Origin of the sequence: Candidatus Nanosynbacter sp. HMT-352 (assembly GCF_022819365.1) — a bacterium.
GTDB lineage: Bacteria > Patescibacteriota > Saccharimonadia > Saccharimonadales > Saccharimonadaceae > Nanosynbacter.
In genome coordinates, this window is the sequence record NZ_CP089289.1 from 434,494 (window position 1) to 460,900 (window position 26,407).

General features: G+C 44.6%; 24 protein-coding genes and 2 tRNA genes. 19 read left to right on the top strand and 7 right to left on the bottom strand.

From position 1 onward, the window contains the following. Window positions 1-310: 310 nt before the first annotated feature. Window positions 311-397 (bottom strand) — tRNA-Leu (locus LRM49_RS02370). Window positions 398-488: 91 nt separating this feature from the next. Between LRM49_RS02370 and LRM49_RS02375 the strand changes: the two genes are divergently transcribed. After that, window positions 489-1,904, top strand: a complete 1,416-nt coding sequence (locus LRM49_RS02375) for a sortase (protein ID WP_243777632.1) — start codon at window positions 489-491, stop codon at window positions 1,902-1,904. A 9-nt stretch (window positions 1,905-1,913) separates the two neighbouring features. Here LRM49_RS02375 and LRM49_RS02380 read toward each other — a convergent pair whose 3' ends face one another. Continuing rightward, window positions 1,914-3,410 (bottom strand): PEGA domain-containing protein, encoded by a 1,497-nt coding sequence (locus tag LRM49_RS02380; protein WP_243777633.1) that lies wholly within the window; start codon window positions 3,408-3,410, stop codon window positions 1,914-1,916. A gap of 89 nt (window positions 3,411-3,499) precedes the next feature. Here LRM49_RS02380 and LRM49_RS02385 point away from each other — a divergent pair, with 89 nt between their 5' ends. From LRM49_RS02385 to LRM49_RS02405, 5 genes are read left to right on the top strand one after another with little or no spacing between them, the layout of a single operon-like run. Next, complete coding sequence (locus LRM49_RS02385) at window positions 3,500-4,522, top strand: DUF4367 domain-containing protein (RefSeq protein WP_243777634.1); 1,023 nt, start codon at window positions 3,500-3,502, stop codon at window positions 4,520-4,522. Between the two features lie 29 nt (window positions 4,523-4,551). Next, a complete protein-coding gene (gene gltX / locus LRM49_RS02390; RefSeq protein WP_243777635.1) occupies window positions 4,552-5,997 on the top strand; it encodes a glutamate--tRNA ligase in 1,446 nt (481 codons plus the stop codon). A 38-nt stretch (window positions 5,998-6,035) separates the two neighbouring features. Next, a complete protein-coding gene (locus LRM49_RS02395; RefSeq protein WP_243777636.1) occupies window positions 6,036-7,142 on the top strand; it encodes a DUF3048 domain-containing protein in 1,107 nt (368 codons plus the stop codon). After that, entirely contained in the window at window positions 7,133-8,659 is a 1,527-nt protein-coding gene (locus LRM49_RS02400) for a sensor histidine kinase (protein ID WP_243777637.1), read from the top strand. The genes LRM49_RS02395 and LRM49_RS02400 overlap by 10 nt, the downstream gene beginning before the upstream one ends. Window positions 8,660-8,667: 8 nt before the next feature. Further along, on the top strand, window positions 8,668-9,048 hold the full coding sequence (locus tag LRM49_RS02405) for a response regulator transcription factor (protein WP_243777638.1): 381 nt from the start codon (window positions 8,668-8,670) through the stop codon (window positions 9,046-9,048). A 112-nt stretch (window positions 9,049-9,160) separates the two neighbouring features. Here LRM49_RS02405 and LRM49_RS02410 read toward each other — a convergent pair. The 3 genes from LRM49_RS02410 to LRM49_RS02420 form a co-directional block, all read right to left on the bottom strand. Next, window positions 9,161-9,235 (bottom strand) — tRNA-Glu (locus LRM49_RS02410). A gap of 39 nt (window positions 9,236-9,274) precedes the next feature. Next, a complete protein-coding gene (locus LRM49_RS02415; protein WP_243777639.1) occupies window positions 9,275-9,871 on the bottom strand; it encodes a hypothetical protein in 597 nt (198 codons plus the stop codon). A gap of 102 nt (window positions 9,872-9,973) precedes the next feature. Next, entirely contained in the window at window positions 9,974-10,474 is a 501-nt protein-coding gene (locus LRM49_RS02420) for a hypothetical protein (protein WP_243777640.1), read from the bottom strand. Window positions 10,475-10,532: 58 nt separating this feature from the next. On the opposite strand from LRM49_RS02420, the gene LRM49_RS02425 reads away from it, so the two are divergent. The 6 genes from LRM49_RS02425 to LRM49_RS02450 all read left to right on the top strand — a co-directional run bounded on the left by LRM49_RS02425 (window position 10,533) and on the right by LRM49_RS02450 (window position 16,910). Then, window positions 10,533-12,503, top strand: a complete 1,971-nt coding sequence (locus LRM49_RS02425; protein WP_243777641.1) for an ATP-binding protein — start codon at window positions 10,533-10,535, stop codon at window positions 12,501-12,503. A 52-nt stretch (window positions 12,504-12,555) separates the two neighbouring features. Then, window positions 12,556-13,548 (top strand): response regulator transcription factor, encoded by a 993-nt coding sequence (locus tag LRM49_RS02430; protein ID WP_243777642.1) that lies wholly within the window; start codon window positions 12,556-12,558, stop codon window positions 13,546-13,548. Next, window positions 13,545-14,252, top strand: coding sequence for a pseudouridine synthase (locus tag LRM49_RS02435; RefSeq protein ID WP_243777643.1), 708 nt, complete (start codon window positions 13,545-13,547; stop codon window positions 14,250-14,252). The genes LRM49_RS02430 and LRM49_RS02435 overlap by 4 nt, the downstream gene beginning before the upstream one ends. A gap of 83 nt (window positions 14,253-14,335) precedes the next feature. After that, entirely contained in the window at window positions 14,336-14,827 is a 492-nt protein-coding gene (locus LRM49_RS02440) for a hypothetical protein (RefSeq protein WP_243777644.1), read from the top strand. 20 nt (window positions 14,828-14,847) lie between these two features. Next, window positions 14,848-16,281, top strand: coding sequence for a ribosome biogenesis GTPase Der (gene der / locus LRM49_RS02445; RefSeq protein WP_243777645.1), 1,434 nt, complete (start codon window positions 14,848-14,850; stop codon window positions 16,279-16,281). Between the two features lie 383 nt (window positions 16,282-16,664). After that, window positions 16,665-16,910, top strand: a complete 246-nt coding sequence (locus LRM49_RS02450; RefSeq protein ID WP_243777646.1) for a hypothetical protein — start codon at window positions 16,665-16,667, stop codon at window positions 16,908-16,910. A gap of 134 nt (window positions 16,911-17,044) precedes the next feature. Here the strand turns inward: LRM49_RS02450 and LRM49_RS02455 are convergent, their stop codons facing one another. Further along, entirely contained in the window at window positions 17,045-18,013 is a 969-nt protein-coding gene (locus tag LRM49_RS02455; protein ID WP_243777647.1) for a GTP-binding protein, read from the bottom strand. Between the two features lie 43 nt (window positions 18,014-18,056). On the opposite strand from LRM49_RS02455, the gene pth reads away from it, so the two are divergent. Further along, on the top strand, window positions 18,057-18,617 hold the full coding sequence (gene pth / locus LRM49_RS02460; protein ID WP_243777648.1) for an aminoacyl-tRNA hydrolase: 561 nt from the start codon (window positions 18,057-18,059) through the stop codon (window positions 18,615-18,617). A gap of 7 nt (window positions 18,618-18,624) precedes the next feature. Here pth and LRM49_RS02465 read toward each other — a convergent pair whose 3' ends face one another. Beyond that, window positions 18,625-19,746 (bottom strand): DUF475 domain-containing protein, encoded by a 1,122-nt coding sequence (locus LRM49_RS02465; protein WP_243777649.1) that lies wholly within the window; start codon window positions 19,744-19,746, stop codon window positions 18,625-18,627. A 41-nt stretch (window positions 19,747-19,787) separates the two neighbouring features. On the opposite strand from LRM49_RS02465, the gene LRM49_RS02470 reads away from it, so the two are divergent. The 6 genes from LRM49_RS02470 (at window position 19,788) to topA (ending at window position 26,383) form a co-directional block, all read left to right on the top strand. Then, window positions 19,788-20,831 (top strand): permease, encoded by a 1,044-nt coding sequence (locus LRM49_RS02470; RefSeq protein WP_243777650.1) that lies wholly within the window; start codon window positions 19,788-19,790, stop codon window positions 20,829-20,831. After that, entirely contained in the window at window positions 20,821-21,555 is a 735-nt protein-coding gene (locus LRM49_RS02475) for a TIGR03943 family putative permease subunit (protein ID WP_243777651.1), read from the top strand. Before LRM49_RS02470 ends, LRM49_RS02475 begins: the two co-directional genes overlap by 11 nt. A 47-nt stretch (window positions 21,556-21,602) precedes the next feature. Beyond that, window positions 21,603-22,016, top strand: a complete 414-nt coding sequence (locus LRM49_RS02480; RefSeq protein ID WP_243777652.1) for a Fur family transcriptional regulator — start codon at window positions 21,603-21,605, stop codon at window positions 22,014-22,016. A gap of 376 nt (window positions 22,017-22,392) precedes the next feature. Beyond that, the gene (gene dprA / locus LRM49_RS02485; RefSeq protein ID WP_243777653.1) at window positions 22,393-23,262 is read left to right on the top strand and encodes a DNA-processing protein DprA; all 870 of its coding nucleotides are present in this window, start codon (window positions 22,393-22,395) and stop codon (window positions 23,260-23,262) included. Window positions 23,263-23,284: 22 nt separating this feature from the next. Beyond that, entirely contained in the window at window positions 23,285-23,992 is a 708-nt protein-coding gene (locus LRM49_RS02490) for a CDP-alcohol phosphatidyltransferase family protein (RefSeq protein ID WP_243777654.1), read from the top strand. A gap of 45 nt (window positions 23,993-24,037) precedes the next feature. Beyond that, window positions 24,038-26,383: a type I DNA topoisomerase gene (gene topA, locus LRM49_RS02495; RefSeq protein ID WP_243777655.1), complete on the top strand. Its 2,346-nt coding sequence runs from the start codon at window positions 24,038-24,040 to the stop codon at window positions 26,381-26,383. Window positions 26,384-26,407 lie beyond the last annotated feature (24 nt).

Sequence of the window (26,407 nt, forward strand, 5' to 3'; positions counted from 1 at the left end):
GTTGTGTTCTTAGCGACGGTCGTCGCCGCTTCCGCTGCAATCGGAGCAGCGGCTGGGATGCTGATCGCATGTCTGCTTGCCGCAGACATGTCCTCCGCGGCGCCCATTGGAGCATTTGCCGGAGGCTTCGCTAGCCTCATGTTCCTAATAAACGCAAAAACTAACGGAGGGAAAGGGCTAGGGATGTAAAGCCCGCAGAGAAGACAGCTCGCCTGGAAGGCTATAAAGCCTCGGTAGCGCCTTTCTGCGGGCTGTTTTCTTTGCATAAAAAAATCGCCCAAAGTGGACGATTATCACCTGAAGCTGCCTCTGGTACCGCGGGCCGGACTTGAACCGGCACGAGCTATTGCTCACCAGATTTTGAGTCTAGCGCGTCTACCAATTCCGCCACCGCGGCACAAGAGAACGCTCCAAGCTACCGTACGATTGTAGCACAACTAGCAATTTCTCACAAGCACGACTTTTATTTGATGTCGATTTGACGTATAATGAAAGAAGTTATGTATCCGACGGATGATCAATCAAACGGTCGAGTGGGCATGCCGGTATCAGATCAGCGCCGATCTCTCACGCCGCCAACTCGCGACTCGGTAGCCTCACGAAATGCCGCTGCTGATGTTATTCGTGGGCAACTTGACGCTATTTATTCCAAAACAGAAGAGCAGAATTCTGCGCCAGAAAAACCTCAGCCACAACCATTTTCCGCTCAATTGCAATCAAAACCCGAAGCCCGATCAGAACAGCCCAAGGCACAAATATCCAAACCTCAGCAAGCTTCAACAGCACCGCATCCAGAGCTAAAAAAAGACTCTGCTAATCACGCTATGCGGACGGCGCCAATTACCCAAACCCAGGTTCAGCCAAAGCCGCAAATTAGCAATTCCGTTCCCGCAAACCAAACCACTCAAACTCAAAATTCAGCCGTCCACACTCAAGTTTCAGCCGACCAATGGAAGCAATACCACAGCGCTTGGCAGAAATATTATCAGATGTATTACGAGCGTTACTACGCGGGCGACATCGCGGCAAAAAACCGTGAGATTTCTCGATTGACGAAGGAAAATCAGAATATCACGCCAGTAATCAGCGCAGACGAGCCTCTGGATCCACAAAAAGCGGCCATAAAAGAACTCCGCAGTCAAATTCAGCAAAAGGTTCGCGACTCCGCAAATAAAGTGAAAAAATCCCGACATTTTGTTCCGGCGATTGCTGGATTATCAGTGCTATTAGTCTTCATGTTTTTGCAATATAACCGCGTTATTTTCGGCGCGGTCGCAGCTTACACAACACCTGGCGCGATTAACCCACAAAACATCATCGTTGACGCCTCCACCGACGTAACTGTCGGACCCGAGCCTAGGATTATTATTCCAAAGATTAACGTTGACGCGCCAGTTATTTACGGTGCCGCCAGCGACACGAAATCGCAATCAAAAGCTATGGAGAAGGGGGTGGCTCACTTTTCAATTCCTGGTGCCAGCGCCGTGCCAGGCGAAGTCGGAAATGCCGTATTTGCCGCACACTCCAGTAACGACGCTTTTGCTGGTGGCGATTATAAATTCGTCTTTGCTCAGAATGAAAAGCTGGTCAAGGGTGACATTATTTACATGAACTATAATGGAAAGCGTTACACTTACAAGGTAACATCGACAGAAGTTGTTATGCCGACCGAAGTTTCAAAAGTTCAGATTAATACAGATAAGCCAATGCTGACGCTTGTGAGTTGCGTGCCTTTAGGAACCGCAGAAAAACGACTTCTTATCTTTGCGGAACAAATCAACCCAGACCCAAGTAAAGCCACTGCGGCATCAGAATCCAGCTCAAATCAACAACAAGGAAATAAATCAAATATTCCAGGAAAGCCCGAGCCGACTTTGCTTGAGAAGTTATTCGGCGGTCGATAAACTAGCTATTTAATTAAATAACCCAGTCGATCCATTGTCCATATTCATTTTACTCAGGACAATTTTTCCAGAAGCGTTGGTTGTCAATCCGTAAACGTATCGCTGGTTCGAGGACAAAACAGAATCCAAACCAGGCTTAACGTCTATCAACGTATGAGCGTTCGTGCCGTCAAACTCGCGAATCTCCATTTTTCCTGACGCAGAAACACTACGGATATAGAAATTGTCAAGCCACTTCACTTCCTGTGCCACGCCGATATTAAACGCGCTCGACAATTCTTTACGCTCCAAATCGTAAGTCTGCAGCACTGCGCCGCTTTGCGCCACGATAAATCGCCCAGCATTGTCCATCGTCACGCTCGTAATCGCATTATCAGTCTTAATAATCTTTGCTGTTTTTAAGAACTCTTTTTGGCGATCCTTAGAATCTGAAATCTCACCTCTATAAATTGTCATATTTTTACCATCGGTCAAAACCACCGTGTCTTTATTGAAATAGCGAGAAATTCGAATTACTGGGGTAGAATCAGTAGCAAAAGTGCCAATCACAAACGGCTCTTTCCAATCTCGTTTCCAAATTCCTGCCACTTTTTTACCGTCAACAACAGCCACGTAGGACAAACGGTCGTCGCCGTAAAGCTTGAAAGATTCGACGCCAGTCAAGATTGGGCTAGAAATTGTCGAGCTATCAAGATCAACTCGCCTCAATTCGCCAGTTTCCTGCAAAGCGTAAACCGTGTGCGCGCCAGTCCCCGCAAAGCCGATTTGCTTAATTCCAAAACCAGTCATCGCTGTTACGTCGGTAATTTTCTCTGGATTTTCTCTATCAAAAACCAGCCACTGCACGCCCGTAGCGTTATTTTCCGTTGGATACGAATGCTTCACTAGCGCATAACGAGAATCGCGGTCCCACTCCGACAGGGTAAACGTATGATTGCCAGAAGACAGGGAATAGCCAGCCAAAACACTCGTGCTTAACGCATGCTCCGTGAACTTTTCCTTATCTTTGTTCGTGTCGCGAATATCACCAATTGTCAGAATCGGAGTTTTATCCTTAACGCCAAACCCCATCAAGAAATTACCAGCTGGCGACAGAGAAACGGATTGTAATGAATCGAACGTTTTCACCTCGGTAGTTTCGCGTTTTGTCGGAATCAGTCTGGCGTAATTCAAATTTGTCACTGTATCAGATTTGATATTTAGCGTTTTTTGCCACGGTTCGTATTTATCCAATTTCATCGAAAAAGTGTGCTTGCCAGGAAGAACGGTGCTTTTCGTCGGAGTGCGGCGCAGTTCCATATCGTCAACATAAACCAGCGCCCCGCCAGGATGTGATTCATATTGGACAAGTCCAGTCTGTTGCAATTCTTTCGTATTTGGATCAAACGTATAGCCAAGCATTCTAAACGTCAAAAACGTAAGAAGAATTATAAGTGATAATGTCATCAGCGTGTACACAAAGGTCCGCCGTGCGAGCTCTTTAGTGCGATTCTTTTTCTGGTACATAATTACGGAAATTATAACATATTTTTACACTTGAAAAAACCTTAGGCGATTTGTACTATAATATATAGGAATAAACATTAGGGGGATTAATGGCAAGTAAAAACTACGTGGTTATCAATGGACGAGCTTACAATACTATTACCGGAATGGTGATGGATGATATTAAGATTGAAAAATCTGAAATAGAAAAAGAACAATCAATCAGTAAGCGTGGTACATCTGTATCAAATATTCACGCCGCACACGTTCAAAAATCCAGCACATTGAATCGCCGGCACGTTAAAATGCCGCAGCGTACGCCATTAGCCGCCAAACCCCAGAAGGCTCGCGTCGACGTGAAACAACATGTCGCCGTGAAGAAGTTTTCTACGCCAATTGTTAGCAAGCCAGCTCCTCAGAAAATTGCTATTAACCGCCCAGCCGAAACTCACCCTGTTACTCGTCGCGCCCAACAAAGACCTCTTAGCGTTAACACTAAATTGCGAAAAGAACGCCAGCCTCTGGCTATGAATAGCAATCCGCTTGTCGCCGTCGCTCCGCAAAAAATAGAAAAACCAGTCGCAAAAACCGCTCATCAATTGAAAAATGAAGCGATTGAGAAAGCTTTGTCGAATGAGATTATCAGCAATAAAAAAGCACGTCGACGTCAGAAAAAGGGCGGCGCCTTGCGTTGGTTGAATACGTTTTCTGTGGGATTTGCGGTGATGCTACTCGGTGGCTATTTAACATACCTGAGTATGCCAAATATTTCCATAAAAATGGCAGCCGTTCAATCAGGAATTGACGCCAAATATCCAGGCTACAAGCCAGACGGCTACGCGCTGAACGGACCCATCAAATTCAAATCGGGCGAGGTCTCTATGAAATACGCCTACGCCGACGGAAGCTCAGGATATACCATAACCCAGCAAAAAAGCGGTTGGAATTCGTCAGCAGTGAAAGAATTCTTCTCTGAAAAGCACAAGAATCCAAACACCACGATGATCGACGGATTGACAATTTACAGCGGCGGAAAAGAAGCGGCTTGGGTGAACGGCGGGATTTTATATCAAATCAGTGGCGACGCAAACCTCTCAAGCAGCCAAATTGAAAAAATCGCCACTAGTCTGTAACTCATCAGATAACGTGTTATAATTTAATCATGACTATTAGAACTCGTTTTGCGCCAAGTCCGACTGGCTATATTCACTTAGGCAACGTTCGCACCGCGCTATACACATACCTTGTCGCCAGAGCGCATCAGGGAGATTTCATCTTACGCATTGAAGACACGGACCAAGCTCGATTCGTTGAAGGCGCGGAAGAAATGATTTTGGAAACTCTAAATTGGCTAGGGCTAAATTGGGATGAAGGACCAACTCTTAATAATCCAAAAGAAGAGTCTGGCAATTTTGGCCCATATCACCAGACGGATCGCCGTGATATTTACATAAAATGGGCGAAGAAAATGATTAGCGAAGGGCTAGCTTACGCCGATCCGTACACGCCCGAAGAAGTGCAAGTTTTCCGCGACAAAGCCAAGGCTGAAAAACGAGCATTTTTATATCGCGATCATCGTCCAGAAAATCCGCCAGAGTGGCAACTTGGAATGCCGCTGCGCTTCAAAGTTCCGGAAATTAAGCGATATTCTTGGAAGGACGCCGTTATGGGCGAGTTGTCGGCTGGTCCAGAAGCTTTGGACGATTTCATTCTGATCAAAGCGGACGGTCTACCAACCTACAATTTTGCGCACATCATTGACGATTTCGAAATGCAAGTCACACACGTGATTCGCGGCTCGGAATATATTGCCAGTACACCTAAATATCTGTCGCTTTACGAAGCTCTTGAAATTACACCACCAATTCTGGCACACGTGCCACACATTATGGCGCCATCGGGAAATAAAAAACTTGGCAAGCGTGACGGCGCTAAAAGCGTAACTGAGTATCGATCAGAGGGAATTTTACCAGAAGCGATGCTTAATTTCTTAGCGCAACTTGGCTGGAATGACGGCACGGAGCAGGAAATTTTCAGTAAAGCCGAACTGATTGAAAAGTTCTCACTTGACCGCGTTCAAAAATCTGGCGCACGCTTTGATGAACAGCGACTCATTTGGCTTAACGGTCAATGGATTCGCTCGCTTAGTTTGGACGATCTTTATTATCGCTGTCAATCATTCTGGGGTGAAGAAGCCAAAAACGCCGACGAATCTTATAAGAAACGCGTTCTGGAATTGGCACAAGATCGCTTGAAGACATTGCAAGATTTGCCAAAATTAACGAGCTATTTCTTCGTCGAGCCTGAAATTGACACGGAATTAATTGACGGAAACAAGCAACTTCGCAAATTGACCGACGACGAGCGACGAGATTTACTGACAATTGCTCGCCAAGAATTCGAGAAAATTACAGATTGGACGCCAGAAACAATTCAGAATTGCCTTAATGAATTACTAGAAACAACAGGGCAGAAGCCGGGGATTTTGTTTAGTCTGGTGAGAATTGTGACGACGTGGGCGCCGTTTAGTCCGCAACTTAACGACACGCTGGCGCTAATTGGCAAGGAAAAAACTCTGCAAAGAATCGATAATTATCTACAAAAATAGTTTATTCGTGCGCCGAAAATGCTATACTAAGCATAGGCATGAATGTTGAAAAAATAGATAAATCAGGACAAAAAAAGAACGCTCGCTGGAAGTCGTTCAAAGAATGGGTAAAAAAGCACATTCTGGCAATTGTGCTCGTGGTGAGCGCGATGGTTATTGCTGGAGTTTTCATAATTGCAATTCACTCCATAAAATACGAGCAGACCGCTAGCGTGGATCTGAAATTGCCAGCCAAAAAACCCGCGCCGAAGAAGTTTTATTCGCCGCTAACTGGCGTGGAAATCGCGAACGAAGCCGCTGCGAAGTTGCCTGTAACTGGCGTGATGATTGAGAATAGTCCAGCCGCCAGACCGCAGTCAGGACTGAAGAAAGCTGGCGTGGTTTATGAAGCCGTAGCGGAAGGCGGAATTACTAGGTTTTTGGCTCTATACCAGGGAGAAAAGCCTGCGCTAATTGGTCCAGTGCGAAGCTTAAGATTGTACTATTTGAGCTGGGCGGCGCCATATCAAGCATCAATCGCGCACGTTGGCGGAAGTCCCAACGCTTTATCTCAAGTCAGAAACGGCAATTATCGCGACATCGACCAGTTCTTTAACGACGGATCATATTGGCGATCTCGCGACCGCTACGCGCCACACAACGTCTACACTTCAGGAGAAAAGCTTGACCAATTGAACAGCGCAAAAGGCTATAACAATTCCGAATTCACCAGCTTCGCGCGAGCAGACGGCAAGCCCGTCGAATCACCAAACGTTACATCTGTAAGCATAAACCTCAGCGGCTCACTCTACAACACCTCATACGCTTACGACAAGACATCAAATTCTTACTTCAGGAGCATGGCTGGCGCGCCACATACCGATAGAGAGGACGGACAAATCGCTCCAAACACTGTCGTAGCTATGGAAGTTGGCGTTGAAGCTCGGGCTCAAAATTACGATGGCTATGAAGACGTCAAAACGACAGGATCCGGCAAAGCTTACATTTTCCAAAACGGCACAGTCGCCACCGCCACTTGGTCAAAAGCAGACATAAATTCGCCACTTAAATTGACAGACGAATCTGGAAAAGACATCGCCTTAAATCGCGGACAAACATGGATTGCAGCCTTCACGCCAGGAAGGGGAAGTGTTTCATGGCAATAGATCCGGCATCTAAAACCCTGCGCGAGTACAAACAATATTATTACCGAAAAGTCATATTAGTCTTACTGTCAGCGAGCGCCTGCATCATACTAGGACTAGGAATCGCGCTCCACTTCACGGCATTTTCCATATCCCAGCTAAATTTCTGGATTATCATTTTAATTACCGCTATTTTGCAAATCCTATTTTCAATTTCTATCGTTAAAATCATCGCTGCGCCGCTTAATAAAATTCTGGCAGCGCTTTCTCATAAAATTGGAGAACTAACCACTGACACTCCGCCGAACCCCAACGACAAACGCTACGAAAAAACTGGATTTAAGACGGCGCTTCAGGCAATTTATGGCGATTATCAGCCAGAGCAAAAACCAGCTAGCGACAACGACAAGCCAAAAATCCCGCTCACTCAAGCCCTAAATCAAGCCAGCACTGGCGTCGTGATTCTTAATTCCAATCAGAAAATTATCTTCGCCAATTCCGCCGCCCCGATTTCCAGGAACGCAAAAGGTGAGGATTTTCTGGCGCTTGATTTTCTAAACGAACCAAGCATTTCCGATTGGCTTCACGAAATCGCCAATGAGAAAATTAAAGCCGAACGCCGTTGGCAACGCATTAGCACCAACCCCGACATCATCCAAAAAACGCGGATTTTTGATATCGTGGCTTCATTTGAGAAAGGCGCCGCCGCCGAAACCGTCATTTTTCTCATCGACAAGTCTAAAGGATATTTGCCAGAAGAAGAGGACCTCAATTTTATCTCATTTGCCGCCCACGAACTCCGCGGACCGATTACAGTTATTCGTGGCTATCTGGACATCATCAACGAAGAGTTTGCTGGACGCTTACAGGGCGACGAAAGGCAACTTCTTGACAGGTTGGTGGTTTCGTCCAATCGCTTGTCTAGCTACATTGACAATATTCTTAACGTTGCTAGATATGATAGGCATCACTTGAAGGTTTATCTACTGGAAGACACTGTCGCCAATATTTACGCCTCGATTGCTGATGACATGCAACTTCGCGCATCGACTCAACACAGAATGCTCAGCGTCAATATTCCAGATAATCTGCCGACAGTAGCCGCCGATCACGGAAGTATCGGGGAAGTAATTGGTAATCTAATTGACAACGCCATTAAATACAGTTTTGAGGGCGGATCCGTAACCGTTTCCGCGGAGAAAAAAGGCGACTTCGTGGAAGTGTCCGTCGCCGATAACGGAATTGGTATGCCGGCGAATGTCGTGGACAATTTGTTTCACAAGTTCTATCGATCGCACAGATCACGCGAGGCCGTGGCTGGAACGGGAATTGGGCTTTACATCTGCAAAGCTTTTGTCGAATCTCACGGCGGCTCGATAATCGCTCGATCCCGCGAAAACGAAGGCTCGGTCTTCTCGTTCACTTTGCCAATTTATGCTACAGTTAAAGACAAATTGCTAGAAGACGGGCAGTTGAATAATCAATTGATACGAAAGGGCGGCGGCTGGATAAAAAATCACGCTATGTATAAGGGCTAGGAGGAATTATGATAAAGACAATTTTATGCGTGGAAGATGACCGATTTATTGGCGAAATGTACGTCAGAAGTTTACAAAAAGCGGGATATGACGTGACGTGGGTGGTCGACGGAAATGACGGGCTAGTAGCGGCGCGCAACCAGAACTTTGACTTGATAATCTTAGATTTGATGTTACCAGAGCAACGTGGCGACCAGATTTTAGACGCGCTGAGAAACAACAATGTCGATTTGGTTCCGAATAGTAAGATTTTGATTATGACCAATTTTGAGCAGGACGAGGCTTCACGCAAATCCGTCATGAGTCGCGTCGACGGATATCTGATTAAAGCCGACATTACGCCGCGGAATTTGATAGATGTCGTTAAGCAGATGAGTAGCGATAACTAGATATTTTGACGCAATGAAAAATGAGGTTTAGGATATTCACACAGAATGTCTAAATTGTAAATGATTCAAGACAATAAAAAAGAGCCTCTTACGGACTCTAAAATAACATTCTTGGTGACCCCACCGGGAATCGAACCCGGGTTGCCAGGATGAGAACCTGGTGTCCTAACCGCTAGACGATAGGGCCGTAACTCCATGGATTATACCATGAAAAGGGAAGACTTGTCTACTTTTTCTCTATGTTAGACGTCGACTTTTTATGATAAGACAGTACAGCCCAAGAACAGTAAATTACAGACACAACAATAAGTAAAGGGATAAACACAACAAACGAAACCATCACAGCGCCACCAAGTGCAAGTATAGTATATTGTATATTGTAGATAAAGTAAATCAATGCGAACATCAGAGCAATCCCTATACATGTCAACGGAATAATTGTCATCCCTCCCATAACTCTATCTGTTACCCAATATTGCCTAAATATACACATTTTAATCATAACAATCGACAACACTAAGCTATAGACTATAAAAGCAATACGTATAAACTCAGGCAAGATATAATAGATAACATTAAGTATAACATCCCTAGAATTAGGGTCATCTTCTATCATTACACTTACTAATGCAATACAAAACGTCACGAAAGCAATTGTAATTCCGATGGTCCTTTCTTTATCTGCTTTCACAGTAGGCAAGGGCTCTGCAATAGCTGGAGCTTCCGTAAAAGTTAATTGCTTCTTCATATCTTCAGCTCCAGGTGAAGTGATTGGCGCGTTATCCGTAGGGTTGTTTTGATTATTATATTGATCATTATTCATAAATTATTCTCCTGACTATTATATTTTCAAATTATTATCCTATCGCAATTAATATTTGCCAAATTATCTTTCTGCTCAGTATTATTAAAGTTCATTATTTTTTTATTTATGCCTATTATATCCATATAATATAACATCAATTATCGTCAATGAATAGATAGTCACTAACATAACAGGGAAGATGATTACAGGAAAAAGTATTAGGATATCTATCGACACAAGTTTACCATATACCCAAAGCGCCGCAAAAATTATTGCCGACAGTACAGAAGAGTGGATTGCCGCTTTTGGACTATCATTTACCATCTTGTTAATATTCTGATAATAACCCCTCTTGTACCACCTAATCATAAAACTAATTAGCAACAGGGAGAGCATCATCGATGCATTTGAAATGGCTGATATCAAAAAAGAAACGTGTATGTTATACGGTCCTGTCGATCCTCGCATTGAAACGTAATTTCCTACTAGTGTAATAATGGTAAACATTAAAGAAAAGAGCATAACACGCTTAAAGACTCTCTTTTTCTCTGTGCTGTCATAGACTGGCGCATTGCTTACGTCGGGATTGTTACTTTGGTCATTATGCTGATCATTATTCATGCAATTAGTATACCACCTAACTCTTGAGATTTTTCTGAAAATTCGCCATAATAAAACTATGAAAAAGGGCGGGATTTACTTTAAGCCTCACGCAATTTCCAGATTTTGGCTAAGGAGATTGTGTGAAGTGGCATTACTGAGCTGTTTCACAATCATTCTTTTATACGCATGGGCGCGATTTATACCGACCGGTTATCAATTGCCAATCGGATTATCTGTCTCAGATTTGGCGGCTGGCGTGGCAGGAATCGGCAGCTTAATTGTGCTGATTTTATGTTTTTGGCTTCCCAGAAAACACGAAACTGAAATCGGAATTTTCGTATATTTGTTAACTGTCGCCGTCGCCGCAACCACCATAATTACCAGCGGCGGAGTTGTTTCACCATTCCTAGTTATGTGGATTATCGTGGCAATTTTCGCAGGATTTTTCGGCGCAATAATCTCAGGAATAATGGGGCTTTTGGTTATTCTGCAAATTATAGCCACCAGCGTTCAACAGGGAATAAACATACAATTCATAATCGGCTATCTATTCTTCGGATTTTTGCCTTTGATTTTTAGCCTTGTTCTATGGATTCGCCGCCAAAAAACTGACGACAACACATCCAGCTTGGAGAATAAACTTTCCGCGGTTGAGAGCAAATCTGACGTAGTGATCAATGCCATCGACGACGGCGTTTTGGCTATTTCCAAAGACGGCAACATCGAACTGATAAATCCATCCGCCCAGCAAATCATCGGTTGGGACCAAGGCGACGCGCTCGGACTTAATTGGAAAAGCGTCTTAAAACTCGTCACCTCAGACGGAAAAGATGTAGAAGACCTCGAGAATCCAATAGCCCAATCTTTATCAAAAAACCAGCCAACGCACAACGATAAATTATTCCTATTGACCAGCTCTGAAAAGCGAATTTTAGTGTCAATCGTCAGCTCTCCAGTCGGCACAGATGGCGAAGGAATCATCGTAGTTTTCCGCGACATCACCAAAGAAAAAGCCGAGGAGCGCGAGCAAGCCGAGTTTATTTCCACCGCCAGCCACGAGATGCGCACGCCAGTTGCATCAATTGAGGGCTATTTGGGTCTGGCGTTAAATCCAGCTACCGCTCACATCGATGAGAAAGCCCGCGACTTCATTACCAAAGCCCACGAATCGGCGCAACATCTGGGACGATTATTCCAAGATCTCCTCGATATCAGCAAAGTTGAAGACGGGCGAATGAAAAATAACCCGAAGATCATCAACGTAAACGAATTTTTGAAGGATATTTTTGATGGTTTGGCGACAAAAGCTAGCGAAAAGCAGCTCAATTACATCTTTATGCCAGACATAATTGATGAAGGTAAGGAGAAGTCATTGCAGCCGATTTTTTATGCCAATATTGACCCTGACCATTTTAGGGAAGTTGTTAGCAATCTGATTGAAAATGCCATTAAATACACGCCGTCGGGCGAAGTTGTCGTCAATATTACCGGCGACGATAAGCAGATTTCCGTAAGCGTAAAAGACAGCGGCATTGGCATTCCCGCCGAAGATATTCCGCATTTATTCCAGAAATTTTATCGGGTGGACAATTCTGACACGCGAGAAATTGGCGGAACTGGCTTGGGGCTATATTTGAGCCGCCGCTTGGCCGAGGCGATGTCTGGAAACTTGCGAGTTGAAAGCAAATATAAAGAGGGAAGTACGTTCTATTTGGAAATTCCTCGCATGAATAGTTCGGACGCCAAGCAGCGATTAGAATCTGCGGAAGCTGAAAGGCCTGAAGATAATCTGGATTCGGAAAAAATTGAAATTGCCACAGAAGAGAAGACGGAGGATGTCGCAATTGAAAATAATAGCGAAATTGTCGATTCAAATCCAGCCGCAATCGCAACTCCAGAGAACCCAGCTCCAGCCGTGCCTACAGTCCCGACGACCCAGCCAGAAATTCCACAACCAGCCAAAAATTCTTCCGAGCCAACGCTGGCTGAAATTGAGGAAGAATTGCGACGAAAACGACAGCAATTGTCCATACCTGGCCGCGAATAATAACCATAAGGGCTATGGATTTTTTGTCAAAACTTCAGTATAGTATAAATATATGACAAAAATTTTATTGGTTGAGGACGACAAAAGTTTACGCGAAATTTATGGTGTACGACTTTTGGCGGAGGGCTACGATATCGTTTCGGCGGGCGACGGCGAAGAAGCTCTGGCCATGGCAATTAAAGAACGTCCGCGATTAATTTTAAGCGACGTGATGATGCCGAAAATCTCTGGCTTTGATATGCTGGACATTTTACGCTCAACGACAGAAACAAAAGACGTTAAAGTTATTATTATGACCGCGCTGTCCTCAGAGGACCAGAGAAAGCGCGGCGAGCAGCTTGGTGCTGATAAATACTTGGTGAAGTCTCAGGTGGGAATAGAGGATGTTGTGAGGGCAGTTCACGAAACCTTGGGAGATCTTCCAGGAGTCGGCACAAATCCAGTGCCAGTTTCACAACCAGCTCATACATATGAGCCAGTCGCTCCAACACCTCAGCCAGCTCCAGCAGCGCCGCAGCCAGTTGCTAGGCCTGACGTCTCTTCATTGTCGCCACAACCAGCTGCCCCCACTGCAACGCCAACAGCTTCTGTAGTAAATCCGCTTATGCAACAACATCCACAACAGGCTTTCGCTCCGGCGCCACAGCCACTACCTCAACCAGCGCAGACTCCAACGCCTCAGCCAGCAACACTGCCACAACCCATGGCGCCATTTTCATCACCTGCGCCGCGACCCTCAGGGCTTGGTGACCGCATTATTCAACCTTTACCAGCTGACGATTCTCAGAATTCGGTAGACATCTCTAAACTTATGGCAGAAGAATTAGACAATACACAGAGAATTTCTCAACCAATTCCAGAGCCTCAACCAGTACAGACTCCAGCACCGCAACCAATTCCGACGTCTCAGTCAGCGCCAAATCCTATTGAGCAAGCTAGCGCAATGCCTTTCGCCCAAACACAAACTCAAGAGCAAATCATTCCACATCAACCATCAGAGACCCCTCAGCCGACACAATTTCCACCGATAAATCCGCAACAATGATAAACCCAGACACAAAGCAAGAATCTTGGCGCCTCAACAAATTCGTGGCGCTTTGCTTGGGTGTTTCCAGACGGAAGGCTGATGAATTGATAGAAAAAGGGAAGATTACTATTGACGGTCAGCCCGCCAGATTAGGTCAACAAATTTCTGACGCAAATAAAATTTCCTATAACGGCAAATTGCTAGAATTGCAATCCAAACAGCTCATCATCCTACATAAGCCAACTGGATATCTTTGTTCACGCGCTTCTCAGGGCGGCGTTCCGACAATCTACAAATTGCTACCGAAGAATCTTCACCATTTAAAACCCGTTGGTCGCCTGGATAAAGACAGTTCTGGGCTGATTCTCATGACGAACGACGGCGATTTTGCTCACAGCATGACACATCCGTCGTTTTACAAGATTAAGCGATATCTCGTTACAATCGACCAGCCATTGCAACCTCTACATCGCCAAATGATCAATGATTTTGGCGTACAGCTTCCTGACGGACGCAGTCAATTGACGCTAGAAAGACAGCACGAAGGTGATGATTGTCGCTGGATAGTGGGAATGAGCGAGGGAAGGAATCGTCAAATTCGGCGAACTTTCGATGCGTTAGGCTACACTGTTAAAAAACTCCACAGAACAAACTTCGGCAATTATTCGCTCGGCGATCTCAAGAGAGGCGAATGGCGAGAAGAGAAATTCACGAATTCATAATTTACTCCGCGGCTCTTTACATTTTACGGTAAATATTGTAATATAGCCTTTGTGCTAAATTTGATAGAAAGTGTAATTGTAAAATGGAAACGCTAGGGCGCGAATCTGAGCCTTTACCCTCAGAAAAACTAAGAGCAGTCATACATAACCTTGAGGAGGAAAGAAAGAATACTATAGAAAAAATGTTCTGTGAGAATGATAAGCCCAATATTTTACCAGAACTCCTAGAAAACCAAATCTACGCTTACATCGAACTTATTAAAGAGGTTGAGAAACATACTAAGGAATTTAAATATCCTATATCCGTAGCGTTCGAAGATGACGATAATAACGTTTACTACTGCATAAATAACCCTAAAGAAAATTACTACATAACACTTTACCCCAATCCAATTAACGAAGAATCTCCAAAGGCCTACATCCACAAATATAATAGCGATAACGAGGGATATAGGCGAGTCGTAGAGACCGAGAAATTCATAGCAAAAATCGGCCTGAGATGTTTTGAGGATTTCCTGAAAATAATTCGTCCGTGCGAGGCTTACATAAACAGTGTGCTCGCCAAAATGTCTTAAAACTGCTATAATATATAATCATGTCTAAATTACCAACAGTCGCCATCATCGGGCAAGCCAACGTCGGCAAAAGCTCATTATTCAATCGCTTGACGCGCTCTCGCACAGCCATAGTCGCCAGAGAAGCCGGCACGACACGCGACAATGTCGTTGGTAAAGTCTCATATAAACGACGCAACGTAGATTCTGCGCCGTCAGATGACTATTCGCAATTTTGGCTCATCGACACGGCTGGACTTAAGACTGCCGAGGACGAGTTTGAGGCGACCATTCAGGACCAAATCGCTGACGCGTCTGCCGCCGCTGACGTAATCCTCGTAACCGTCGACTCCACTGCATATCCTTCCGACGCCGATCGACAATTGACCAAAAAAGCCCTAAAAAGCGGCAAGCCAGTCATTTTAATCGCCAATAAAGCAGACTTAAAAGGCTCTCTTTCTATCGACGAGTTCAAACGACTCGGCATTAAAAACATCATAAAAACTTCCGCCGAGCATAGCATTGGCATTTCGGAGCTTCTTGATAGCATTGCCGAACTTATTCCGCCAGCCACCGAAACTACACCTGATGATATTATTCGCGTCGCGCTAATTGGTCGACCAAACGTCGGCAAAAGTAATCTGTTCAATACTTTGGCGGGCAAGCAGCAAGCTATCGTCGCCAACGTTGCAGGTACGACTCGCGACGTAAACCGCGTTCAAGTTCGTTATCACGGTCAGACGATTGAGCTGCTCGACACTGCTGGAGTTCGCCGCCAAGGAAAGCAAGAAACGGGAATTGAGAAGTTCTCAGTTCTTCGCACTATGCAAGCCATCAACGAAGCCGACGTCTGTCTGCTTCTTATGGATGTCAATGAGCTTAATGTCCAATTGGATCAGCGCCTAGCTGGAATTATTGACGAGGCGGGCAAGGGGCTTGTTCTGGTCGTCAGCAAATGGGACTCCGTCGAAGGTAAAGACGCTTACACACACGATGAAATTGCGCCACAAATCAGCTATAATTTCAAATTCACGCCGTACGCGCCGTTAATATTCACCTCTTCCGTTACTGGGCAGAATGTCGCTAAGTTATTCGACCTAGCGCTTGATATCTATAAACGCCGACGCCAAGAATGTAAAACTCGTGCCTTAAACGACATCCTACAGAAAGCCATCGCCGCACATCCGCCAGCTGGTCTGAAAAACTCGCACCCGAAGCTGCGCTACATTGTCCAGACTGACGTTGCTCCGCCGTGGTTTGTTATTTACGGTAGCAATCTGAAATTCGTCCACTGGAGCTATAAACGCTATTTGGAGCGAACTTTACGCGAAGCTTTCAATTTTGCAGGAACGCCAATTAAAATGTCTTTCCGTGACGAAAAGCAGTTAAAGGCTAATCGTGAACGCGTTGCACGCGGTCTGGCGCCAGTCACGAAAGCCTACAAGCAGGCCAAAAACGCTGAAAAAGGCATATAACACCACATTTTTGACAAAATCTATTGACATTTTATCCTATTAGTGATATAAATGAATACAGCTTTTGTTGACAAGTTGAGATTTGCTCCTTGCCCGAAAGCGCACTTTGACAAGTGGAAGAATATACTTTAGATACGAGGTGAGCTTTCGTAGCACTCAAGAAAGCACTACGACATCTCATCTTGTATCAACCGGATACGAGAGAGATTGGTCAGAAAGGCAGACTTGAAATGGAAACGACAAACACAAAATTCGCCGTCAATTTCGATGCGCTCCCCGATTTCGAGGTAGCACCCAACGTTCCTGCAACGAAGTGGCAGGAACAAATGGAACACGAGAGTGAAAGCTCTCTCCTCGGGGAGGTGATCAGGTTCGCCGTTAGGGTGGCGCGACTCACGCAAGCCGCCACGGAAGTGGATAAGAAGCCCGTCAAGGAAATCATCCCTTGGGCTGTCTCGATCGCAGACAGCGGTGGAATTTCCGGACATGGGTTTTACTGCGCGTCGCGCTGGTTAGCCTACTTTTGGGCACATCAATGCGAGTTTGCCGAATGGTACAACAATGGACAGCCTAAGTCGGGATTCGTCCCAAGCCAGGATCTGATCCGTACCCTAGCTAAGGGCGAGTAGCGCTCCATTGAACTGACAAGTTAGAATAATTTACTTGGCAGTTCATAATCTCCCGCCAACAATTCTTCTGCTTGTCAGTTCGCTCCATAGATGCGTGTCTATGCTGATGAGTCGGAAACGACGAAAGCGAACTTTTATTCAAACATCATCAATTGTGCCGACAAAACTTCACGCGTAATTTCATCCGCACGTTCACCAATTAGCACAATTTTTGCCGGTTCTTCAGCCACAGAATTAGCTATTTGAATCTGATTTTCCGTTGCCTCCAAATGATGCCGCACGCCATTATCATCAATAAAACAACCCTTCATTCGCCTAAGTTTATAAGCATCAAAAAGTTCTGGCCAAATTTTTTCCAGAGTCGCCGCAGCAATTTTCATACCAGAAACATCCAGCACAGCATACGTCGGATTATCCGGCACGACTAGCTCACCATCGTACGTATCAAAAAACGTTAGTAGCCCCGACGGCGTCGTCATTTTATTGATATCAAATTTACCTCGTGGCGCGCTCAATATTTTTCCGTAAGGCAGAGAACCTAGCTTGGACTCATATTGCAGTCGCTCGTCGTCACTTAGCAAATCTTCTTTGGTCACTAAAATCATATCAGCCGCTTGCAACTCAATTTCATGCGCCGGCTCAATTCCGCGCAAAATCTCATGTGCGTCAATAACATAAAAACTCTGCGCCAACTCGTACTTATTGAATATTTGTGCATTAATCAACTTCTCGACCAAATTCATCGTTCGCGCCACACCAGTCGCCTCGATAAACACCGGAGTAGGGGAATTGCGACAAAAGTCAAGTAACATTCGCGTCAACGCATGCTTCGATGAACAGCAAACACAATCACCAGCCAAAGTCGTCACAATATCCGCCAGCTTTTCCAATCGATAACCGTCAACGTTTTCATTAGCGTATTCATTCTCAATCACCCGAGAACCCTTATAGTCACTTTGTTGCAATAAGAATTCAAGAACACTAGTTTTCCCAGCGCCCAACGAGCCGTTCACCAAATATAACGGAACTTTATCGACAATCGCTCGCCCATCATCAAACGGCGCATTAATGCTAAATTCCAAATCGTCATCGCGTTTTGTCATATGCTTATTATACGTCATTTTCACAAGGTGATATACTAAGTCTATGAAAGTCATCTTAGCATTGGGAAATCCAGGCGAAAAATACACAAACACGAGGCATAATGCTGGGTTTTTGGCTATTGATAAATTTGCGTCAGAGAATAATGCAGTTTTTTGCAACAAGCCGAAGTTTTCCGCGGATATCGCCGAACTCAATATTTCTGGAGAAAAAATCCTGCTGGTTAAGCCAACTACTTTTTACAACGAGGTTGGAATTTCCGCCCGAGCAATCTTAGATTTTTACAAATTGACATTGGACGATTTACTAATTATTCACGACGACACAGCGCTGGATTTTGGTAAAATTCGAACCCGCAAAGGCGGACGAGACGCAGGCAGCAACGGATTAAAATCCCTTCACACCCACGTCGGACCAGATTTTTGGCACATTCGTATTGGCACAGATAATTTGCTCAGACGCCAAGTTGGTGACGTAGATTTTGTCCTAGGCAAGTTCAACTCAGATGAGCAAAAAATCCTCCAGAACTGGATATTGCCCGAATCAATTAACTTGGTCGAGAAATTCATCAACGGAACTATCGAGCCGTTCAGTATAAAATATTAACCAGATTCTAGCGTCGTTTTCGCGGCACAATTTTTGAAGCGCTGTTCTTCAATTGCTCTTCGGCTTGATGTAATTTTGTAGCCGCAGCTTCTTGTAGATTGATAGATCTGGCTTCCAACATACTACTACCAACCGCCAAACTCACGAACAATAAGCCCAAGCCACCCGTCGCCCATTCCGGCAATTCCAAGTGGAATAATTTGGCAATCATCATCACGCCGAGCGCCATAATTGCCCAGTGAGCGCCATTTTCCAGATATTTATATTTGCTAAGCGCGCCTGTTCGCAACAAATATACGGTTAATGATCGGACCCAAATCGCTCCAGCGCCCAGCCCAGCCACAATTAGTAGCACGCTGTTGGTAATGGCGAACGCACCAATCACACCGTCAAAACTAAAGCTGGCGTCCAAAATTTCCAAATATAACAAGCTAGCGAACGCCGCCCAGCCAGTTTTAATCTTAACGGATTTCGCGTCATCTTCATGGAAAAATGACCCAAATAGTTCCAGTCCAATATGTAGCACAATTCCAAGAACCGCTGAAATCAACACCAAAGATTTATGCGGCGCCTCGACCGTAAAATACAAAACAGCCGCCACGCTAAGCATTATGCACACCTTAAAATTCTCAAATCGCCCAGCCTTCGCCAAGATCGGCTCAACATGTCGCATCCAGTGAACACGCTTGTTGTAATCGATGAAATAGCTAAGTCCAATCATAATCAAAAACGCACCACCAAACGCGTCAATCATCGGCGACGCTTCGTGCAGGATTTTACCGTACTCGACAGGTTTATGAAGCGCCAGATTGACAACATCCATAAATCCATGACCGCTCGCAATCATCACAATAGCAATTGGCAATATAAATCGAACGACAAACACCGCCACAAATATGCCAGCCGTTAAGAAGACTTTTTGCCAAACTTGGCTCATTCCCGCCAAAACTTTGCTATTTATCACCGCGTTGTCGAAGCTAAACGTAACTTCCAAAACCACCAAAATAGTAAATAGCCAAAGACCACTAACGCCCATATGACTAAAAATCAAACTGCCCAGACCTAAGGTCAATAGGACTGAAAACCAGAAAATCCGAAACGGATGATGTGAACGTAAAAGATGCTTCATATTGATTTAGTATAGCATAAGCATGGAGTATAATTTTATATATGGCACAAAAATCGCCAGATGGTCGCATAAAAAAGTTTTTATCAGCCAACAGAGAATTGATCGGTTGGGTGGTTTTTGGCGTCCTTATAATTTCTATTTATCAATTCAGCTCACGATTCGGCGTTATGTTATTAAACGGAGAATTTGCAGAATGGTGCAATAAATTACTTCCGTCATTACAAGATTTCATCACACTGACGTTAAGCGTAATTGTCGAGGCGGTCCCATTCTTAATTTTAGGAATTATCATATCCGCGCTTATCAGATACTTTTTATCATCAAAAGACGTTTTTAAAATATTGCCAAAAAACACCTTTCTTCGACGAGTTACACTCTCTATGATCGGGCTAATTTTACCCGTGTGCGAATGTGGCAACGTACCAATTGCACGCAGCTTAATAGCAAATGGACTGAAACCTGCCGACGTTATTAGCTTTCTTTTCGCCGCGCCAATCATAAACCCGATAACCATAATTTCAACCATGACCGCCTTCAGTTTTGACACCCGAATGGTTTGGTGGCGAATTATTTTTGCGCTAATTATCGTACAAATAACCGCTTTTATCGTCAGCTTTTTAAAGGAAGATTCCGTTATTAATCCAGAGTTCGAGAAACTTTGCGACTCTCATAATCATGATTCAAAATTATCAAACATATTCAGCTCATCACGTAATGAATTCTGGCAATTATTTACTATGTTGGTCTTAGGCGCTAGCATCGCAGCCGCCACACAAATATTCGTTCCGCGGTTCATCATAAACGCTGTCGGTGGCGACATTTTCCTGTCAGTCATATCCATGATCACGCTAAGTTTCATCATTTCGATATGCTCCAGCATCGACGCGTTCTTCGCATTGGCTTACGTGCGAAATTTCACAACAGGCTCAATTTTATCTTTTTTGTTATTCGGACCGATGATAGACATTAAAATGATTACGCTATTAAAAACAACTTTTCGCTGGAAATTTATTGCAACAATTACCTTGACCGTATTCGCCTTATCGCTAATTGTCGGACTGGGAGTCAATTTATATGTACGCTAACCTTGCAAAATCAATTGGCGGAATTGTCGTTTGTGCATATATTTTGCTATTAGCTTGGCGCGACCAACTCGGCTTTTACGTTCATCCACGCTATCACACATTCGCGGTCGTAATTAGCGTAATCGGCGTTATACTTTTGCTTATTGATATAATGTTGCAATTAAAAAATAAACCCGCAAAAGACAAATCTATAATTGGCTTGAAAAAAATTGCCCCGATATCTTATTTTGCGATAATTATATTATCAGTCGGATATATATTACCGCCAAAACCGCTATCTCCAAGTAGCCTTGCACAAAAAGAAAGCCCTGCGATTATTGAGCCCGAAAGTCGTTGCGAAACACCTCAACCAAAAGAAGGCTCTTCTACAATCTCAATAAATCGCTGGAAAACCTCTATAAATTCTTGCAAAGAAGCCGCTTATTTTAACGGCAAAGATATCACCATTACTGGCTTCGTTTCAAATGATCTGTTAAAAAACTACGGCTATAATTACTTCAATATTGCCAGATACGTTATAAGTTGCTGCACTGTTGACAGCGTGCCTATGAAAATCCTGGTCGAGAAAAACTTTTCAACAGACTACCCAGATGGAACATGGTTAATCGTCAAGGGTAAATTGTCGCAAAAAATCGTTAATAGTCAAGCCGAATACGTCATAACCGACGCACACATCACAAAAATCAACCAACCCAAATATCCTTATGAATTGCTCGGAATATAAGTCTATTGCACACTTGTTGCAATAAGTTATAAACTATTGGTAGTACTATGCTAAATGAAATATTTGAACGCCACAATCTTCGCCTGACAAAACCACGCCAGCAAGTATTTGATATCCTGCAAAATTCAGACGTACCTCTTACAGTCGGCGATATTGCGAAAAACTGCAAAAACATTAACCGTGCCAGCATTTACCGCACACTGCTAATGTTCGATAATCTGAACATTATAAACACCATAACTATTGGCTGGAAGAATTATTACGAGTTAGCGGAACCTTTTATACCACATCATCACCACCTCTACTGTATAAATTGCCAAAATGCCGAACCTATACAATCGCAAGAACTCGAAAAACTCATAGATCTCATTGGTAAAAAACATAATTTCATAGTCACAAAACACCACTTTGAGCTGGAAGGTATTTGCGAAAAGTGCCGACATATTATAGAAAATAAATAATTTTCCCCAACAAAAAAGCGCCAGGTAAGGGTGGGCATCACCTGACGCTTTTTTACCCTTCAACCCACCCGAGCTACCGTATCAGCGAAGCGTCGCGACTAAAACTCCAAAAGTCCGCGCCTGACTATTATCAACACCAATTAGTGCTCGCCTCAACAGAGGTCGCCTTTGAAAAAGGGCAGTTAAAGGGGTTAGTATGCGCGTAACGTTGAACCGCAAAAAGTGGAGGGTAAGAATACTTAATGCCATTGCGCGCAACCTAACATATAGTTAGAATAGGGGGTATAAGGTGCGTTTGGTTAATGATTACTTAACCAATCGTCCTTGATTATAGCAAACATTTGACAAAGTGTCAATACTTTTTACCACATTTTTTATGGAAATCAATAGAATTACACCAGATGAGCATATTTTCTCCCAGAGATTAGCACATATTGCCAATCCACCAAAAAGCTTATGTTATATGGGAAAATTACCGGAAACAAATGTACCAGTCGTATCAATCGTCGGATCCCGTAAGCCGTCCGCCTACGGAAAAGAAGTCACCGAGCGATTAGCAACAGATCTGGCAAAAGCCGGATGTGTAATCGTGAGTGGTCTGGCGCTAGGCGTGGATTGTATTGCCCAAAAAGCCGCCATTGAATCTGGCGGAACGGTCGTGGCGGTCGTCCCAAACGAGCTTCCGGACATTTCACCGCGGACCAATTATCAACTAGCCATGAGCATTATAAAGCAGGGTGGCGCGGTCGTTTCAGAATGGATGAAGGGTGACAATAAAATAGTCAATCGTTGGAGTTTTCTGGAGCGAAATCGACTAGTTAGTGGGCTAGCTGACGGAATTATTATCACCGAAGCCGCCGAGCGAAGCGGCACATTAAACACAGCCTCGCACGCGCTTAACCAGGGAAGAGATTTGTTTGTAGTTCCCGGAAATATAACCAGCCCGTTGTCGGCTGGCTGCAATACCTTATTAAAACAAGGGGCGTATTTGGTGACGGACGCCGACGATATTTTATCAATTATCGCGCCAGAAAAATTGCAAAAAGACAACGGTCAAGAATTAGCAGCCAGCGCAACAATTGAAGAAGCTATTATCATAAAGCTCATCTCAGAAGGGCTTCGTGACGGCGATGAAATCCAACAAAAATCAGGATTATCCGCGTCAGATTTCGCCACGGCGTTAACTATGCTAGAAATCAATGGAGTGATTAAGCCTCTCGGGGCAAACAACTGGACATTGCGGTAGTTTTATTATATAATGCTACTTTATGAGAAGCCCCGACAGTTTACATCCAGAAAATGACATTACAGACAAAAAAAGAGAAGAGCCATTTTTTAGCATAGAAGGCATACCTCCAACGCTACTTAGCCTCATCGGAACTGCCGCTGCGTGCATTGGAATAAAGGACCCCACTACATTTAAAGGATTTGCCGCTTTCGTTATTGGCAGTGTAATGGATGCGCTAGACGGCAAACTAGCCAGGGCAACTGGAGGAGAAACTAAACTAGGCAAAATTGTTGACCATACTGGGGATAAAATCAAAGTACTCTATACGATATGGAACATGCATAAAGCAGACACAGCCCCAAGATCGGTACTTGGTGGCATTGCCGCGTTTAACGTTATCAATGCAGCGTGTTCAATAAAAACTCATATAGACAACCCCGACATGTCACAGGCGCCTGAAAAAAGTGGCAAGATAGCCATGGCCATGGAGGTTGTATCTCTAATATTATATTCTGCCGGTAAATTTGCTGAGCTGCACGGCTTAAGAAAAACTAGCAACACAGCCAGGGCACTAGGTGGGCTGGCAGCAGCAACTGCTATAATTCCTGCGACACTATCGACAGCAAGCTATATCAGACGAGCAAGCGGCAATAACCACAACCCAGAAAAGCACCAAAATACGGCAGTTGATCGCAGTCTTGGAATAGCGGCACTACTTGGTCACATTGGAGAATCTAGCTGTCAATAGAGATTGTTATTGTAGCTACATAGTGATTTGTTATAATATAAAGTTATGAAAAATCTCGTTATCGTCGAGTCACCAGCCAAAGCTAAAACCATCGAGAAATACCTCGGCAAGGATTTTCACGTCCTGTCCAGCGTGGGGCATATTCGCTCGATTGTTAAAAAAACCAAAGACGGAACGCCGCCGATTGACGTGGCTAACGATTTTTTTGCAATTTATGAAGTTGATCCTGAAAAAAAGAAAGTTATCACCGAACTAAAGAGGAGTGTCAAGGCAGTTGGCAAGGAAAATGTTTGGCTCGCAACCGATGAAGACCGCGAAGGAGAGGCCATTGCTTGGCATTTGTGCAAGGTGCTGGATCTTCCTATTGAAACGACTAAGCGAATCGTCTTTCATGAGATTACCAAAGACGCCATAACCAATGCAATTAAGAATCCGCGAACCGTGGATATGAATTTAGTTCAGGCACAACAAGCCAGGCAGATTCTTGACCGACTGGTTGGTTTTGAGCTCAGCCCAGTCGTCTGGCAGAAAGTCCCTGGCGGCAAGTCGGCTGGCCGCGTTCAGAGCCCAGCGGTGCGATTGCTAGTCGAGCGCGAACGAGAAATTATGAAGTTTGAGGGCAATTCTCAGTTCAAAGTTACTGCCATTTTCATTCACGACAATCAAGAATTCAAGGCCGAACTTAATCAAAAATTCGACACAGAAGAAGCGGCGAACGAATTCTTAACCAGCTTGAAACCCGCCGAATTTGTTGTTAGCGATATCTCAAAAACCCCCGGAACGCGCAATCCAGCGGCACCATTTACCACGTCAACCTTGCAACAGGAGGCCAACTCTAAACTCGGCTTCAGCTCCAAAGCAACTATGGCCTCGGCGCAAAAATTATACCAAGATGGAAAAATCACCTACATGCGTACCGACTCCGTAAATTTGAGCGGCCAAGCCATCGCGGCAGCTACCGACTTCATTAAGCGTCTTTACAGCCCGGATTACTCAACGGTTCGTAAATTTAAGACCAAATCCGCGTCCGCCCAAGAAGCCCACGAAGCCATTCGCCCGACGGACATCACTCTGGAAACCGCGTCTAACAATAGCTATGACCAGAAATTATACGACCTGATTCGACGCCGAACTTTAGCGTCGCAAATGTCGCCAGCGAAGCTAGAAAAGACGACCATTACAATTGACATCAAAGGCGATAATTTACCTAAGAGCAAAAAGCCCGCTCAGTTTGAAGCAAAGGGCGAAGTCATTACGTTTGACGGATTTTTGCGCGTTTACGGTGGCAATAAAGATGAGCTTCTACCAAAGTTACAGTCTGGTGATGAAGTCAATTCTCACGATATTACGGCTCGCCAAACATTTACACGACCGCCAGCTCGCTACACCGAAGGTTCGCTAGTTAAGAAGCTGGAGGAGCTTGGAATTGGACGTCCATCCACATACGCCACGATTATTGACACCGTGCAGACTCGCGGCTACGTTGAAAAGGGTGACAGCGAAGGTCAACCGCGTGATGTGATTGTTCTGAATTATAACGGCGAGGAAGTTAGCCGAAGTATTGTCCAGGAAAAAACTGGCTCGACACGCGGCAAGCTGATTCCAACTCCAAGCGGCGAACTGATTGCCGATTTCCTGACGGACCATTTTACGCAAATTGTCGATTACGATTTTACCGCCAACGTTGAGACGGAATTTGACAAAATTGCTGGCGCCAATCTGGAAAAAAGCGCAATGCTGCACGGATTTTACACGCCTTTCCACAAATTGATCGAGCAATCTGGCGGGATCGACCGAAGTAAAGTCGGTGCTAATCGCGAAGTGGGAATTGACCCGAAGACAAATAAGCCAATTATTGCGCGATTTGGGCGATTCGGTCCAATGCTGCAGCTTGGCGAAACTGACGGCGACGAAAAGCCGCGTTTTGCACCGCTGCCGAAGGGCGCGAAAATTGAGACAGTTACTCTGGAGCAAGCGCTGGAGATGTTCAAGTTGCCACGCGTCGTCGGTCAAACAGAAGACGGGCAAGACATTAAGGCGAATATTGGGCGATTCGGTCCGTATATTCAAGTCGGCAAATTGTTCGTTTCCATTAAGCCAGAAGATCCTCACAGCATTACTTTAGAAAAGGCGCGTGAACTTTACGCCGCCAAATTAGAAGCCGAAGCTGCTAAGAATATTGCCGAATTTCCAGATGGAATTAAGGTTCTCAATGGGCGATTCGGTCCATACATCACCAACGGCACCAAAAATATCAAAATCCCTAAAGACACGGATCCGAAAACTATTACTCACGAAAAAGCTCTGGAGCTATTAAGCGCCACAACAGCGAAGCCAACTCGCAAACGCGTAGTTAAAAAAGCTGCCAAAACATCCACTAAAAAGAAATAGCGTTTTTATACTATCCAATAATTC